The sequence below is a fragment of the Massilia endophytica genome (assembly GCF_021165955.1).
Lineage (GTDB): Bacteria > Pseudomonadota > Gammaproteobacteria > Burkholderiales > Burkholderiaceae_D > Rugamonas > Rugamonas endophytica.
Window position 1 is genome coordinate 3132096 of sequence record NZ_CP088952.1, and the last position, 15147, is coordinate 3147242.

General features: G+C 58.3%; 15 protein-coding genes. All 15 read left to right on the forward strand.

From position 1 onward, the window contains the following. Positions 1–56: 56 nt before the first annotated feature. The 15 genes from LSQ66_RS14265 (at position 57) to LSQ66_RS14335 (ending at position 15147) form a co-directional block, all read left to right on the forward strand. Entirely contained in the window at positions 57–248 is a 192-nt protein-coding gene (locus LSQ66_RS14265; RefSeq protein WP_231765866.1) for a hypothetical protein, read from the forward strand. Next, complete coding sequence (locus tag LSQ66_RS14270) at positions 248–1645, forward strand: terminase large subunit domain-containing protein (protein ID WP_231765867.1); 1398 nt, start codon at positions 248–250, stop codon at positions 1643–1645. Before LSQ66_RS14265 ends, LSQ66_RS14270 begins: the two co-directional genes overlap by 1 nt. Continuing rightward, entirely contained in the window at positions 1642–1911 is a 270-nt protein-coding gene (locus LSQ66_RS14275; RefSeq protein WP_231765868.1) for a hypothetical protein, read from the forward strand. The genes LSQ66_RS14270 and LSQ66_RS14275 overlap by 4 nt, the downstream gene beginning before the upstream one ends. Further along, complete coding sequence (locus LSQ66_RS14280; protein ID WP_231765869.1) at positions 1911–3983, forward strand: molecular chaperone; 2073 nt, start codon at positions 1911–1913, stop codon at positions 3981–3983. Before LSQ66_RS14275 ends, LSQ66_RS14280 begins: the two co-directional genes overlap by 1 nt. Further along, on the forward strand, positions 3983–4303 hold the full coding sequence (locus LSQ66_RS14285) for an FmdB family zinc ribbon protein (RefSeq protein ID WP_231765870.1): 321 nt from the start codon (positions 3983–3985) through the stop codon (positions 4301–4303). Before LSQ66_RS14280 ends, LSQ66_RS14285 begins: the two co-directional genes overlap by 1 nt. A gap of 120 nt (positions 4304–4423) precedes the next feature. Next, positions 4424–5470: a hypothetical protein gene (locus LSQ66_RS14290; protein WP_231765871.1), complete on the forward strand. Its 1047-nt coding sequence runs from the start codon at positions 4424–4426 to the stop codon at positions 5468–5470. A gap of 51 nt (positions 5471–5521) precedes the next feature. Further along, positions 5522–6493 (forward strand): phage major capsid protein, encoded by a 972-nt coding sequence (locus LSQ66_RS14295; protein WP_231765872.1) that lies wholly within the window; start codon positions 5522–5524, stop codon positions 6491–6493. 41 nt (positions 6494–6534) lie between these two features. Beyond that, a complete protein-coding gene (locus LSQ66_RS14300) occupies positions 6535–7020 on the forward strand; it encodes a hypothetical protein (RefSeq protein ID WP_231765873.1) in 486 nt (161 codons plus the stop codon). A gap of 91 nt (positions 7021–7111) precedes the next feature. Next, positions 7112–7702 carry a hypothetical protein gene (locus LSQ66_RS14305; RefSeq protein WP_231765874.1) on the forward strand — a complete coding sequence of 197 codons (591 nt, stop codon included), beginning with the start codon at positions 7112–7114 and terminating at the stop codon, positions 7700–7702. Then, positions 7702–8607 carry a hypothetical protein gene (locus tag LSQ66_RS14310; protein ID WP_231765875.1) on the forward strand — a complete coding sequence of 302 codons (906 nt, stop codon included), beginning with the start codon at positions 7702–7704 and terminating at the stop codon, positions 8605–8607. Before LSQ66_RS14305 ends, LSQ66_RS14310 begins: the two co-directional genes overlap by 1 nt. Positions 8608–8705: 98 nt before the next feature. Next, the gene (locus LSQ66_RS14315) at positions 8706–10142 is read left to right on the forward strand and encodes a hypothetical protein (protein WP_231765876.1); all 1437 of its coding nucleotides are present in this window, start codon (positions 8706–8708) and stop codon (positions 10140–10142) included. Continuing rightward, a complete protein-coding gene (locus LSQ66_RS14320) occupies positions 10139–10564 on the forward strand; it encodes a GNAT family N-acetyltransferase (RefSeq protein WP_231765877.1) in 426 nt (141 codons plus the stop codon). Before LSQ66_RS14315 ends, LSQ66_RS14320 begins: the two co-directional genes overlap by 4 nt. Then, positions 10554–11933 carry a tail fiber domain-containing protein gene (locus LSQ66_RS14325; RefSeq protein WP_231765878.1) on the forward strand — a complete coding sequence of 460 codons (1380 nt, stop codon included), beginning with the start codon at positions 10554–10556 and terminating at the stop codon, positions 11931–11933. The genes LSQ66_RS14320 and LSQ66_RS14325 overlap by 11 nt, the downstream gene beginning before the upstream one ends. Further along, the gene (locus LSQ66_RS14330) at positions 11933–13231 is read left to right on the forward strand and encodes a hypothetical protein (protein ID WP_231765879.1); all 1299 of its coding nucleotides are present in this window, start codon (positions 11933–11935) and stop codon (positions 13229–13231) included. The genes LSQ66_RS14325 and LSQ66_RS14330 overlap by 1 nt, the downstream gene beginning before the upstream one ends. Next, positions 13231–15147 (forward strand): hypothetical protein, encoded by a 1917-nt coding sequence (locus tag LSQ66_RS14335; protein ID WP_231765880.1) that lies wholly within the window; start codon positions 13231–13233, stop codon positions 15145–15147. Before LSQ66_RS14330 ends, LSQ66_RS14335 begins: the two co-directional genes overlap by 1 nt.

Genomic DNA, 15147 nt, shown 5'->3' on the forward strand with positions numbered 1-15147 from the left:
AAGCTCCACGGTGATGAGATATGGCCGCAAGAATGCGTAAGAGGCACCAAGACGAGGTGCGAACGAAGATCCAGGCAAGTCAGCTGATAAATCGTCTTACCGATCATGCACTTGGCCTGAACGATTTGACGCCAACACAGATCAAGGCAATCGAAATACTGCTGCGCAAGTCGCTGCCCGATCTTAGTGCCGTTGCCCATGAAGGCGAGATTGATAGCAGTATCACTGTCAACATCAAACACTTCTAATGGACATCGACCTGCCCAACGGGTGGGAGCCACGCCAATACCAGCTCCCAGCATGGCGGTATCTGCAGGGTGGTGGGCGGCACGCGGAGTTGATCTGGCACCGACGTAGCGGGAAGGACGAGATTGCGCTTCACAGGGCCGCGTGTGCGGCTTTTGAGCGGGTGGCGGGCTACTGGCACATGCTGCCGGAGTACAGCCAGGCGCGTAAGGCAATCTGGGATGCGGTGAATCCGCACACCGGGAGGCGCAGGATTGACGAGGCTTTCCCGCCCGAGCTGCGCAAGACCACGCGCAACCAAGAGATGATGATCGAGTTTAAGAACGGATCGTCATGGCAGGTGGTTGGGTCAGATAACTACAACAGCCTTGTGGGTTCGACGCCTGCAGGGATTGTGTACTCGGAGTGGGCGCTAGCCAATCCAACAGCACGCGCCTATCTCAGGCCGATCCTGCTGGAGAACAACGGCTGGCAGATATTCATCACAACGTCGCGGGGCAGGAATCACGCCTACACGACACTGAAAGCAGCACAGAAGACACCCGGATCGTTCGCCCAGATATTGGATGCGAATCAGACGGGCGTTTTTACGCCTGAGCAGCTTGCTGTAGAGCTGGAGGCGTACATAGCCGAGTTTGGCGACGAGTACGGGCGCGCGAAGTTTGAGCAGGAATATCTGTGCTCCTTCGATGCGGCGAACCTCGGGGCCATCCTGGCGCGCTCCATCGGGATTGCGGAGCGTGAAGGCCGGGTCAGCGATGAGATTGACTTCGATCCGAACGGTGCACCGTTTGAAGTCTCTGCCGACCTTGGCAGGCGCGATACGGCTACATGGTACTTCTGGCAGTCGCGTCTAGGTGGGCATCACGTCTTCGACTACGACGGCGGTTGGGGCCTGGATGCGGAGCAATGGGCAGACAGGCTGGAAGCTAAGTTCAGGCCTTACAAGCTGAGCGACGGCAAGCCAGCACTCGGAAAGATCTGGCTTCCCCACGATGCCAGGGCCAAGACGTTCGCCGCAAAGCATAGCGCCTTGGAGATATTCATCAAGAAGTTTGGCGCGGATCGCGTTCGCATCACGCCTGACTCCAAGAAGGCCGACCGGATCAATGCGGCCAGGGTGGTAACACCGCATGTGGCATTCAACGCCGCTCGGTTAGAGCGCGGCCTTGACGGACTTCGGGCATGGTCGTTTGAGTACGACGAAGAGAAGAAGATCTTTAGCAGCGAGCCTAAGCACGATTGGGCATCGCACGATGGCGACGGGTACAGCTACGGCTGCCTGATTATGCAGATGACCAAGCCTCCCATCATCAAGCCTGAGAACAAGTTCCTTGAACAGGCCACGCTTAACGATCTGTGGAAGGCACAGCGCCCGAAAGGGAAAGGAAGAATATGATCTACTCAAACACTGGCGCACCGGTCAATAAGACGGCGACGGGAGTTGTTGCAACGGCCTCCGCGCAGCTTATCGGCGTCTTCTGCGCTTCGTCCAGCTCTGGAACGCTCAAGCTGTACGACAATGCCTCGGCTGCCTCTGGGACGGTCGTGGTGAACACCTTCAGCCTGACGGCGGCTACCTTCTACCCTATCCCGGCTTCGCTCGCGAATGGCCTGCACGCCACCATTGGCGGGACTGCTGACGTTACGTTCTTCGTCGCCTAATGGATAAAGAGTTTGATCTCGCTTCGCTGAAGCGGCGCTACTTGCTCGATATCGAGCTGTACGAGCGCACCTATGAGTCGTGGCATAAGCGCGGCAAGAAGGTCGTCAAGCGCTACCGCGATGAGCGAAACGATCTGGCAGAAGCAACAGGTACGACCGAGGCTCGCTACAACATTCTGTGGGCGAACGTTCAAACGGTCGTCCCGGCCGTATTTGCACGCCTGCCTAAGCCGGAAGTGACGCGGCGCCATAAGGACAAGGACCCAGTAGCGCGTGTCGCGTCCATGATCCTTGAGCGCGCGCTGCAGTACGAGATTGAGCAGTACACCGACTACTCGTCGGCGGTCCTGAATAGCGTAGAGGATCGCGTACTACCTGGGCGAGGGATTGCATGGGTCCGCTATATCCCGGTGATGAAGTCCCTGGCGTTGCCGTCAGCACAGATCACCGAGGACGTGCCCGAGGTAGACAAGCAAGCGGAAGGCGCCCAGCCTGACACGGCAGAGGTTATCGACTACGAGTGCAGCCCGGTAGATTACGTCCACTGGGAGGACTTCGGCCATAACGTCGCCCGTACTTGGGAAGAGGTGTCCGTTGTCTGGCGCATCGTTCCGCTAGACCGCAAGGAGTTAATCAAGCGCTTTGGCGAAGAAAAGGGCAAGCAGATAGCCCTGGACATGAAATCGCCGCTGGAGGACGAGGCGCTTGCCACTCCCGAGGGCGAATCGCTGAAGAAGGCGCGGATCTACGAGGTCTGGGACAAGAAAGCCGGGCTGGTTGTCTGGCTATCGAAGTCGAGCGAAGAGGCGCTGGATGCGAAGCGCGACCCGCTGGGTCTGGAGGCCTTCTTCCCCTGCCCCAAGCCAATCTATTCGACGGTCACGACCAACAGCCTTATTCCGGTACCGGACTACTGCCTTTATCAGGACCAGGCCAAAGAGCTCGACCTGATCTGCGAGCGGATCGAGGGGCTGACCGAAGCTCTCAAAGTAGCGGGCGTCTACGACTCGTCGCAGGACGGAATCAAGCGTCTATTCACCGAAGGAGGCAATACCCAGCTGATCCCCGTAGATACCTGGGCCGCGTTCGCGGAAAAAGGTGGCATCAAGGGCGTGATGGACTTCGTGCCTCTGGATCAGATCGTCCAAGCGCTCAATGCCCTGTACATGGCGCGGGAGCAGGCAAAGGCGGTCATCTATGAGGTGTCGGGTATCGCGGACGTCATCCGTGGGGCATCTGACCCCAACGAGACCGCTACAGCCACCCGCACCAAAGGGCAGTTCGCCTCCCTCCGTTTGAAGAAGATGCAGGGTGCAGTTGCGGAGTTTGCTACCGATCTACTGCGCATCAAGGCGCAAATCATCTGCAAGCACTACCAGCCAGAGACCATCGCCATGATCTCGGGCGTGGAGCAGATGTCAGAGCAGGACAAGGCTCTTGTGGGCCCGGCTATCGAGCTTCTGCGCAATGAGCCGATGCGCGGCTTCCGCATCGATATCTCGTCGGACTCCTTGCTTGAGGTGGACGAGCAGCAGGAGAAGCAGGACCGCATGGAGTTCATCACAGCGGTAGGTGGATTCGTCCAGCAGGCATTGAGTGCTCCGCCAGAGATTGCGCCATTGCTCGGCGAGGTCCTGCTTTTCGCTGTACGCGGCTTCAAGGCTGGCCGCAGCCTGGAGGGCGCCTTCGAAGAAGCTATCGAGAAGCTGCGCAAGAAAGCCGAACAGCCGCAAGGCCCCGACCCGGAACAGCAAAAGCTGCAAGCAGAACAAGCCCTGGCTCAGGCAAAGCTCCAAGGCGAGCAGCAGCTTGAACAAGCCCGCCAGCAAGCCGAAGAAGCCCGCCACCAGCGCGAAATGCAGATGGAACTGGCTTTGGCGGAGCAGAAAATGGCCATGGAAGAGCGGATGCGCACCATGGAAGCGGCGATGGATGAACGCTTTGAGCGCTGGAAGGCAGAGCTGGATGCTGCAACGAAGATCGAAGCAGCAAACATCGCGTCCAAGGCCAAGGTTGAGGACGAAGCCACCCAGGCAGCCACGAGCGAGATTGCCAGTGAGGTGCAGCAGTAATGCCGATCTACGCGACCAAATGCCCAGCCTGCGGCAAGAAAGAGGACGTATTCCTGCCCGTGTCCCGCTACAAGGAACTACCGGAGTGCTGCGGGAAGATGGTGGAGCGCGTTATCTGCGCACCGTTCGTCGCTGCAGATATCCAGCCTTACAAGTCGATGATTACCGGCGAAATGATTACCAGCCGCAGCCAGCACCGCTCACACCTGAAGGCGCACGGAATGGTAGAAGTGGGCAACGAAAAGCTGCCAGCGCCGAAGAAAGACATTCCCGAAGTCGGAGGGCTGCGGGAAGAGCTCTACGCCCGCATATCGGGCTGACCACACCACGCCGGGAGGTGTCACGGTCCCTTTGATGGATTGGCCCTTGTGCCATGCAGTACCCCGCTGGGAAGCGGGTCTTTCCCCACGCCCGAAGCATGGGCCTTTGATGGAGTTTTTATGTCGGACGCTGAAATGAACGGCGCCACCGATGACGGCCTGCGCGATTCGCTGGCAGCCGCATTGAGTGGGGCAGAAGAAGCACAGACGGAAACCAGTGATCCAAGTGAGGCTGTGTCCACAGAGACAGCAGCCGAAACCGAAGCACGGTTGCGCGATGAGCGAGGACGATTTGCCAGCAAGGAGGCGGAGCAAGCCGCCCAGCAGGCGACCGACCAGCAAGCAGCCGAACCCGCCCCGCCTGTCCAGGCCAAGAAGGCCCCGCAGAGCTGGCGGCAAGAGGTCAAAGACCACTTCAACAACCTACCGCCCGAAGTGCAGGACGAAATCTTGCGCCGGGAGACAGATTTCAACAAGGGCATCCAGAAGTACGCCGAAGCCGCCAAGTTCGCGGAGTCGGTGAAGCCGGTCTTTGACCAGTGGATGCCATACATAAGCCAACTAGGAGCGACACCGGAACAGGCGTTCCAGGCGCTCATCCAGGCTGAGTACACGCTGCGCACCGGCTCCCCGGCGCAGAAGCAGGCGGCTTTCGCCAAGCTTGCACAGGATTACGGTCTTGCGATGCCAGAACAGGCAGAGCCGGGCCAGTTGGACCCCAATCTGCAACACGCACTGAGCCGTGTCCAGCAGTTGGAAGCGTATATCCAGAAAACGGAGTACGAGAAGCAGCAGGAAGCAGCAAGGCATCAAGAAGCCGAGATGGCCGAGCTCCAAAAGCAAGTTGAGCAGTTTGCGTCCGGTGCGGATGCCCCTCACTTCGACAGTGTGCGTGACGACATGTCCCGTCTGCTGCAAGCGGGGTATGCCACCGATCTGAAAGACGCATACGAGAAGGCTTGCTGGGCGCGGCCAGATATTCGCGCATCGCTACTCCAAGCGGAGGAATCGAAGCGGATTCAGGAAAAAGCCGAGCTTGCAACGAAGGCAAAAGCGAAAGCCGTCAGCGTCACGGGGTCCCCGTCAGGCGCAGCCGTGCCGGTAACTGGCGTCAGCATTCGTGATGACCTCATGGCCGCGATGAGCGGTACTGCTGGTCGCATGTAACTCACTTAGCACCGCTGGGAAGCGGCGCATTCCTATTTACGGAGATATCACATGGCTTCGCCTAATCTTTCTGAAATCGTAACTACCACGCTCCGCAATCGGAGCGGCAAACTGGCTGACAACGTCACCAAGAACAACGCTCTGCTGAACCGCCTGAATAAGCGCGGCAACGTGAAGCCTGTCGATGGTGGGCGCACTATCGTTCAAGAGCTGGAATACGCCGAGAACAGCACCTACAAACGCTACTCCGGCTATGAAACCCTGAACATTCAGCCGTCCGACGTGTTCACCGCAGCAGAATTCGACTGGAAGCAGGCCGCTGTCGCGGTGTCGATCTCTGGCCTGGAACAGCTTCAGAACTCCGGCAAAGAGAAGGTCATCGACCTGCTGGAGTCGCGCATCAAGAACGCCGAGCGCACCATGCAGAACAACCTGTCTGCTGACTGCTACTCGGACGGCACTGCAGACGGTGGCAAACAAATCGGCGGTCTGCAACTGCTGGTGGCCGACAGCCCTAGCACTGGCACCGTCGGCGGCATCAATCGCGCTACTTGGTCGTTCTTCCGCAATGTGTCGTATGACGCAACAACGGATGGCGGCGCCGCAGCTACGTCGGCGAACATTCAGAGCTACATGAACCGCGTCTGGCTGCAACTGGTTCGTGGCACTGATCGCCCGGACCTGATCATCGCAGACAACAACTACTTCCGCTTGTACTGGGAGTCGCTGCAAGCCATCCAGCGCATTACGTCGGACGACATGGCCCAGGCTGGCTTCAGCTCCCTGAAGTTTATGGACGCCGACGTGGTGTTCGACGGCGGCTACGGTGGTGCGGCTCCAAGCAACCACATGTACTTCCTCAACACGAACTACATCTACCTGCGCCCGCACAAGGACCGCAACATGGTTCCGCTTGACCCAGACCGCTTCAGTGTCAATCAGGATGCAATGGTGAAGCTGACCGCCTGGGCGGGCAACATGACCCTGTCGAACGCCTTCCTGCAGGGCGTGCTGAAGGACTAATCGAGGGGGCTACGGCCCCTTCACTCTTTTCGGAGAATCATATGTATATCTTTGGCATTGACCCTACCAAAACCAGCACGACGGCTGAATTCGATGTGGGCCAGATCGGCTTCAACACTAGCAGCGACGGCGCGAAGGGCTACATGTATGTTCAGGCGAACGGCGCCATCACTGGCGACGGCTACGTCTGCGACATTGATGTGAGCTCGTTTGACGCCGCCATGTCCACCACCACCACTACTGCGCCGGGCACCGGCCAGGGCAAGCCCGTAGGCATTGCACGAGTCGCATTCGCAGATAACGACTACGGCTGGGTGCAAATCTACGGTGTCGGTGTGGTCCGCGTGGCGGCGTCGTGCGCCGCGTACACCGCCCTGAACTCCACCGCTACTGCTGGCCAGATCGATGACGATGCTACCGCAGGCGCGGAAGTCATTGAGGGCGTGATTCTGGATGCAGCAAACGGTGGTTCCGCTGGCACCGTGGCGGGCTTCATCAACTGGCCGCGCGTCGGTCGCACGCTGTAACGCTTGCCGATATAGGCATTTCGCGCAGCAACCCGCTGCGCTTTCCAAGGGGGGGCTTCGGCTCCCCCTTCTTCATTAAACAGGAGTCCCAATGTTTGCAGAAACGACCGTCCATGGCGGCCACGTAAAGCACGGTAGTGACGATTCGGCTTACGTCCGCTTTTACAAGCGCAACGAGAAGGGCGTAGCCAAGGATTTTGTTGAGATCATCTTCCCAGGCGATAACAAGACAGTAGTCAATCGCCAGGTCAAAGAGGATGACACACACCGCTGGCCGAAGCACTGGCAAGCGTACCTATCGGGTGAAGAGATCAAGGCATCCGGATTCCCTCTTGAGCAATGGCCAGAAGTGGCCGCAGATGAAGGCATGCTCCGTGACCTCACCCACAAGCATATTTACACCATTGAACAACTGGCAGCCGTTTCGGACCAGAACCTAGCGAACATCGGGCTTGGCGCACGCGCACTGGTGGCGAAAGCGCAGGCGTTCCTGGCCGTTCAGAAGGACTCTGGCGCAGTGGCCCGATACGCAGCGCAATTCGAGCAGGTTTCCGAGGAAAACGCCATGCTCAAACAGCAGTTGGCAGACCTTGCTGCACGTTTGCAAGCTGTCGAGGACGGCACGGAAGACCCCAAAGCAGAAGACAAGCCACGCCGTGGCCGTCCACCAAAGGCTGAGTAATGACCCTCCTTGAACTCGCCCAGGCTGTTGCCGGTGAGCTTGGCTTGCCGAGTCCGAGCTCGGTCGCCACGAGCACCGATAAGCAAGCCGTCCAGATACTCGCCCTACTGAACAAGGTCGGGCAGGATCTCGTTACCGAGGCAGAGTGGCAACGCCTGGACAAGGAATATAGGTTCACCACGACGGTGCTAACCCTCACCGGATCGATCACTAGTGGATCGGCCATCGTCACTGGACTGTCTTCGACCGCTTCTCTTGCGGCGGATACCTTCATGGCAACCGGTGATGGTATCGCTTCGGATTGCTACATTCAGTCGGTTGACTCGGGAACCCAGGTCACGCTTGATCAAGCGGCTACCGAGACTGGATCGGTATCGATCACCTTCACCAAGACAAAGTACGCCCTTCCCTCGGATTGGAACCGCCCAATCAATCGCACCGATTGGGATAAGACGAACCATTGGGAGCTGCTCGGCCCGAAGAGCGCGCAGGAATGGCAGTACCTCAAGGGCGGCATCGTGGCCACTGGGCCGCGCATGCGTTACCGCATCCTGGGGAATACCCTACAAATCTGGCCTCCCGCCACCACGACATCGCGCCTTGGACTTGAGTACATGTCAAAGAGCTGGGTAGTGGCTGTTGACGGCACGACCTACAAGACATCGTTCACGGCAGACACCGATAGCGCGCTCTACCCGGATCGCCTGATGATTACCGGGGCCAAGTTCGAATTGTGGAACGCTAAGGGCCTCGATGTCACAACCTTACGTGCAGACTACGACGACCAGTTAGAGAAGGCGAAGGCACAAGACAAAGGCGCGCCAACGCTCAGCATGGGCAATCGCTCTACCCAAATGTTTATTAGCCCGGGGTCGATCCCGGATGCTGGTTACGGCCAACAGTAATGGTCTCTCGTCGCAAACCTCCGCGTGGACAAGTAAGCCAGTCCGCATCCCTTCCTGCGCCTGTAGGGGGATGGAATGCTCGTGACCCGCTGGCCAATATGGCACCAACCGATGCTGTCATTCTAGACAACTGGTTCCCGCGCACGGGCGATGTGCTCATGCGTCTTGGCTCCCAGGATTGGGCGACCGGCCTCCCAAATCAGGTCAATACCCTTATGGCGTACGCGGGGCCGACTAGCAGCAAGCTGTTCGCAGTGTGTGGTCCACAGATCTTCGATGCGAGCTCGCAAGGCGTAGTCGGCGCAGCCGTGTACTCAACGCTGACCAGCGACAAGCTGAATTACATCAACTTCCGTACGGCTGGAGGGCAGTTTCTTTGGGCCGTGAATGGAGCTGACCTAGCGCTTCTGTACGACGGCACGAGTTGGACGAATCCCGCAGTAACGGGAATCGGGTCTCTAACAACGGCGAACTTCAGCAACATCAATATTTGGAAGCAGCGAATATTCCTAGTGCAGAAGGACAGCATGTCCATCTGGTATCTCGGTATTAATTCGATCTCAGGCACAGCTTCGGAAATTCCTCTCGGCCCGCTCTTCAAGTTGGGCGGCAAGATCGTCGCTACGGCTACATGGACGCTTGACGGTGGCTACGGCATGGACGATCACTTGGTGATTGTCACGTCCAAGGGCGAGATAGCGGTGTATCGCGGTACGGACCCGGCATCGGCATCGGAGTTCGCACTGGTCGGCATTTATCAGTTGGGCGCCCCAGTGTCGGATAAATGCTTTGTGAAGGTCGGCGGCGATCTGGTCTTGATGACCCTCGACGGCTTCTTCCCGCTCTCTGCAGCCCTGGAATCCACACGCCTGGACACGCGCAGCGCGATCTCCGACAAGATCTCGGGCGCCGTGACACAGGCAACCAGCAGCTACCTCAATAACTTCGGCTGGCATCCGATTCTCTTCCCGAAAGAGAACATGCTGCTCTTTAACGTCCCTGTCAATCCTGGGATCGAGACCCACCAATACGTGATGAACACCCTCACGAATGCATGGTGCAGGTTCAAAGGATGGAATGCCAACTGCTTCGAGCTGTTCAACGATAACCTGTACTTCGGCGCGAATGGCAAAGTTTGCCGGGCCTGGCAGTACAACGACGACAGCACTGTAGCCATTACTTCAGAGGTAAAAACGGCCTTCAACTACTTCGGCGCGATGGGGCGCACAAAGCACTGGAAGATGGCGCGGCCAGTCTTCACCGCATCCGAAACCCCGATGCCGAGCTTCGGCTTGAACGTGGACTTTGAGGACGCGGACGTAACTGCTTCTATCACGGTGTCAAATGCATCGGCGCTCTGGGACGTGGCGAAGTGGGACCAAGCAGTGTGGGGCGGTCCCACGATCTACCGTGACTGGCAGTCCATCCAGGGGCTTGGCTACTGCTGCGCTCTGCGCATGAAGATCGTTTCAGCTACCAATGAGGTCTCCTGGGCCGCTACTGACTGGTTATACGAGGTCGGGGGCGTCGTGTGAGGCGGATCATTGCCTACGAGCCAGAGCGCGTCGGCGCATTCGTTTCAACCATACTCGGCGGTGCGTGCTGGTCGTCCTATCAAGCTATTGGCCTAGAGGATGAAGGGCAGCTAATAGCGGGCGTCGTGTTCGACAACTACAACGGTGCTTCCGTGTGCATGCACGTAGCGGCCCTCCCCGGCAAGCGCTGGCTAACGCGGGAATTCCTTTGGTACGCGTTCTATTACCCCTTCGAAGAACTGAAGGTCCGTCGAATTACGGGCCTGGTCGCAGAGGGCAATGCGGCCGCACGCAAGTTCGATGAACACCTCGGGTTCAGGTTGGAAACGCGCCTCAAGGACGCTGACCCGACCGGAGACCTACTCGTCTACTGCATGACCAAAGCCGATTGCAGATTCTTGGAGCTTAAACATGGGAAGTAAAGGTAAGCCACCACCAGCGCCGGACTACGTGGGCGCAGCACAGGCCCAAGGTGCCGCAAATGTTGACGCAGCGCGCACTAGCGCCAAGCTCAGCAACCCGAACATCATCAACCCCTACGGCACCCAGACTGTCACGTACAACGGCGACCAGGCGACAGTAAATCAGCAGCTCAGCGATGTCGGCCAGAAGCTCTTCGACCAGCAGAATCGCATTAGCCAGGGTATGGGGGATCTGGCTGAAGGAGGCATTTCCCGGGTCGGCAACATGCTCGGCACGGGGTTCGACACCAGCAAGCTTCCGACAATGACAGGTCGCGTTGGGGTGCAACCGACCGAGGCAGGTACGGATGGTATCACTACCCAAATTGCCGACCCTCGCAGGGCGGTGCAATACGATATCGCCGGTCAACAGAACGCCATAAAAGGGAGCATTGATCCGCGCTTTGATCAGTCTGGGCAACAGGTCGAAGACGCGCTGTACCGCCGCCAGACATCGCGGCTAGACCCGCAATTCCAGCAAAGCGAAGCCGATATGACGGCACGCTTGGCGAACCAGGGGATTATGCAAGGCAGCGAGGCGTACAAACGCGAGATGGACAATTTCGCCCGGGCGAAGAATGATGCCTACTCCGGCGCCCGTGATTCGGCCATTCTGGCGGCCGGTCAGGAGCAAAGCCGCCTGAACGATATGGGCCTGTCGCGGGCTAACTTGGCCAACACTGCTAACGCGCAGGAATTCGGGCAGGCGGCCACCCGCGCTGGCTTCAGCAACGCAGCCAACGCACAGGAGTTTGGTCAGAACGCGCAGAGGGCTGAATTTCAGAACGCGGCTGCCGGGCAGATGTTCGGGCAGAGGCTCGCGGCAAATGGCCAGAACTTCAATCAGGGTCTCGCTGCCGGTCAGTTCGGTAACCAAGCACGCCAGCAGCAGCTTCAGGAAGATCTCACCACGCGCCAACTGCCATTGAACGAGATCAATGCGCTCAGAACTGGGGCGCAAGTCAACGTCCCTCAGTTCCAGCAGTACTCAGGCCAGCAAGTCCAGGCTGCCCCAGTCTTCCAAGGTGCGCAGGCACAGGACCAGGCTAATATGTCACGGTACAACGCTCAGGCTGCGCAGGGCGGCAACATGATGAACGGGCTCTTTGGTCTGGGCAGTGCCTATCTCATGTCTGACAGACGCGTCAAAGAGGGAATCAAACGCATCGGCACGACCGACGGAGGCATGCCGGTCTACACCTTCCGTTATAAGGGCGATCTGGCTACCCACATGGGTGTGATGGCGCAGGATATTGAGAAGATCCGTCCAGACGCGGTGATCGACCACCCATCCGGCGTCAAGATGGTTGACTATTCCAAGGTGGCGTAATGGCGATCAACAATGTAAGCCTCGTTTCCCAGCCAGACCTGGCCGCGCAGCAGTCCGCACTGGAGCGTCAGCGGAGAATGGCCGAAGCGCTCCAGCAGCAATCCCTGACTCCAGACCAAGGCCAGAACGTCGGAGGCATCTACGTCCCTCCCAGTATCACTCAGCACGCGGCTAAACTCGCCCAGGCATTGGTGGCTAAGCGCAGCTTTGATGAGGCTGACAAGAAGCAAGCGGGCTTGGTGCAGCAGCAGCGGCAACGCTTGGCCGACATAATCACTACCTCTGCGCCAGAGGGCATGTTTGCCGAGGGTTCGAGCGAAGCAAAGGTGGAGGGTCCCGGATTCACCCCGCCAAAGTACAAGCCAGAGGAAAAGCGCAAGTGGGAACAGCTTCGTGCGATCTACCCTGATAACCCAGCGCTGGGCGGCAAGATGCTAGAAAGTCTGCTGGCCGAGGACGAGTATTCGACCGATCCAAAATACGATCAGTTCGGTAATGCCTACGTTCAAAGCAAGCGCGGAAAAACCAAATACATTGATGGTGTGAAAGATCGCACCAAGATCATCAATGATAACGGTACTTACCGCAGCGAGTACGATACGACGCCTCAGGGATTCGCCCCAATGAACCCTAATGAGCCGTTCGCTATGGGACCAAACGGCCCCGTACCCAACATGCCGTACCAAGAGTATGCAACCAAGAAGGCAAGGGCTGGCGCGCCCAGTGTGTCTGTTAAAACCGACCTGAAGGCCGCAGAAAGCATCGCTGGCCAAGTCGGGCCAATCCTCACCAAGTCGCAAGAGCAGGCAGAGGGAGCCGTAGGACAAATTGACGCAGCGGACCGCGTCCTGAAAGCCGTAGAAACTAACAAACTGTTCACCGGCCCGCTGGCGTCTAAGCGCATGGCTTTTGCGCAGCTCGGAGATACGCTTGGGATTGCTGGCAGGGACGAGCAAGAGAAGATCGCGAATACCCGCCAGGCTGTGCGTGGCCTGGCTGAGTTGACCTTGGAAGGCCGCAAGCTCATGCAGGGTCAAGGCCAGGTTACCAATCAAGAAAGTGAGCTGGCCGAGAAGGCTATCTCGGGGAATATCGACAGCATGACCCCGGCAGAACTGCGGATCGTCGCTAATGCGTCAAGGCGAGTGGCTCAATTCAAGTTCGCGCAGCACCAAAAGAAAGTAGAGAAGGCTAGATCTAATCCCGCAACGTCTGGCATTGCCGATTATTTCAACGTCGATCTGCGCCCGAGTGGCGGGGATATCGATTCGCTTCTCAAGAAGTACGGGGGACGGTAATGGCTGATATCGCACGGCTCGAACGCGCACTACGCAACGCTGATGCTGCTGGCGACGTTGATGCGGCGCGCATGCTGGCTGCCGAAATCATGAAGATGCGCGGAGCTACCACGACGCCCCAATCCGCCGCACCATCCGACCCAACAGAAGGCATGAGCGGAACGCAGAAGTTCCTAGCGGGGACTGGCAAGGCGTTCGTGGATATCGGGCGCGGTGCTGGTCAACTTTTGCGCGAAGGTATCGAGGCAGTGGCGCCACCACAAAAGCGACTCTCCGATTTGGTTACTGGCGGTCGCGGTTCGTCGTTTGCCGATACCATGGGGTTGCCAACTAGGGCGGACATCGACGAGGCTAAGAAGCGCGACGCTGCTCTGATGAATACCGGCGCCGGGCTAGCTGGCAATATCTTTGGCAATGTCGCAGCCGCCGCCCCAACGGCCATGATCCCCGGTGCGAACACTATCACTGGGGGCGCGCTGGTCGGCGCTGCCTCATCTGCTATACAGCCAGTGGGCACCGACGATAGCCGTTTCAAGAACATCGGTATAGGCGCGGCTGCTGGTGGCGCTGTTCCGCTTGCCATCAGGACAGGCAAAGTACTTAAGGCCCTTTCCGATCCTCTTACTGAAAAAGGGCGTCAGCAAATTGCTGGCAGGGTGATTAATAGCGCAGTTGGTGACCGGGCAAAGGCGATGGCTAACTTGGTCGCCAATCGTGGTGCCACGCCAGGATTTTCCCCGACTGCCGGGCAAGCAGCACAGGATGCAGGCATGGCGTCCTTGGAAAGGACAGCGCGGGCAATAGACCCTGGTGGCTTTGGTGCAGTTGATGATACCCAGCGAGCGGCCCTGGTCAATGCTCTACGTGGCATTGCGAAGAATCCAGAGGACAAGGCAGCCGCTATCGCGGCGCGAGACGAGGCGACGAACTCCTTGTACGACACCGCAAAGAAAGCAACCGTACCCGGCGACTCAGAGTTTGAACAGCTCATGCAACGCCCGTCCATGCGGGCTGCGATGGAAGAGGCAAAGAACCTCGCCCAAGAGAGGGGCCAGGCTTTTGCAATGCCGCAGGGCCCTGCCCCGGCAGGTGCAGGGATTCTGGACGCCTCCGGCAACCCAATGCGGAGCGCAGCACAACAAGCACCCGCACAATACTCTGGTCAAGCGCTTCATGACCTGAAGATGGGCCTGGATACTGCTATCAAAGATCCCGCAAGGGGGTTCGTTGAGGCCAAGCGAAAAGCCGCAATGGGGACCAAAGACGAGTTCTTGCAGTGGCTTGAACAGCGCATTCCAGAGTACGGCGCTGCTCGGCAAACGTACGCTGAAATGAGCAAGCCGATCAACCAAATGGATATCGGCCAAGAGCTCTACAACCGGTTTGTTCCTGCCTTGGCCGATAACACGGCAGTTCCATTCAAGTCACGCGCTGATGCCCTCGCCCAAGCACTACGCAATGGAGATGAGCTAGCAAAAAATGTAACGGGTATGCGTGGTGCCACTATGGCAGGAACCATGGAGCCCGAGCAAATGCAGACACTGGCTGGCATTGTGAAGGACGCGCAGTTAAAGGCAGCGGCAGACAGCGCCGGGCGTGGTGTCGGTTCGGACACAGTACAGAAAATGTCTATGTCCAACCTGATTGACCAGTCCGGCATTCCTACCTGGGCTGGGGCTATACCGTTCGGTAGCCGTCTGGGTGGCTTGGCTCAGATGGCTGGCGACAAGCTGTACAAAGGGGCGGACGAGCGCATGCGCAATCTATTAGCTGAGACCCTGATGGACCCGGAAGCAACACTCAAGGCAATGCAGCGGGCAGGTGTCCCACCGTCCAAGATCGCTGAATATCTGCGCATCTCCGCGCAAGGTCAAGCAATGGCACTACCAGCGGTTGTGAATGGGGCGCAGCAGTAA

Bases quoted from the DNA above. Each gene is read 5' to 3' on its own strand.
- LSQ66_RS14310 (WP_231765875.1), top strand. From the start codon at position 7,702: ATGACCCTCCTTGAACTCGCCCAGGCTGTTGCCGGTGAGCTTGGCTTG.
- LSQ66_RS14285 (WP_231765870.1), top strand. From the start codon at position 3,983: ATGCCGATCTACGCGACCAAATGCCCAGCCTGCGGCAAGAAAGAGGAC.
- LSQ66_RS14290 (WP_231765871.1), top strand. From the start codon at position 4,424: ATGTCGGACGCTGAAATGAACGGCGCCACCGATGACGGCCTGCGCGAT.
- LSQ66_RS14295 (WP_231765872.1), top strand. From the start codon at position 5,522: ATGGCTTCGCCTAATCTTTCTGAAATCGTAACTACCACGCTCCGCAAT.
- LSQ66_RS14275 (WP_231765868.1), top strand. From the start codon at position 1,642: ATGATCTACTCAAACACTGGCGCACCGGTCAATAAGACGGCGACGGGA.
- LSQ66_RS14315 (WP_231765876.1), top strand. From the start codon at position 8,706: ATGGCACCAACCGATGCTGTCATTCTAGACAACTGGTTCCCGCGCACG.
- LSQ66_RS14280 (WP_231765869.1), top strand. From the start codon at position 1,911: ATGGATAAAGAGTTTGATCTCGCTTCGCTGAAGCGGCGCTACTTGCTC.
- LSQ66_RS14300 (WP_231765873.1), top strand. From the start codon at position 6,535: ATGTATATCTTTGGCATTGACCCTACCAAAACCAGCACGACGGCTGAA.
- LSQ66_RS14325 (WP_231765878.1), top strand. From the start codon at position 10,554: ATGGGAAGTAAAGGTAAGCCACCACCAGCGCCGGACTACGTGGGCGCA.
- LSQ66_RS14305 (WP_231765874.1), top strand. From the start codon at position 7,112: ATGTTTGCAGAAACGACCGTCCATGGCGGCCACGTAAAGCACGGTAGT.
- LSQ66_RS14335 (WP_231765880.1), top strand. From the start codon at position 13,231: ATGGCTGATATCGCACGGCTCGAACGCGCACTACGCAACGCTGATGCT.
- LSQ66_RS14270 (WP_231765867.1), top strand. From the start codon at position 248: ATGGACATCGACCTGCCCAACGGGTGGGAGCCACGCCAATACCAGCTC.
- LSQ66_RS14330 (WP_231765879.1), top strand. From the start codon at position 11,933: ATGGCGATCAACAATGTAAGCCTCGTTTCCCAGCCAGACCTGGCCGCG.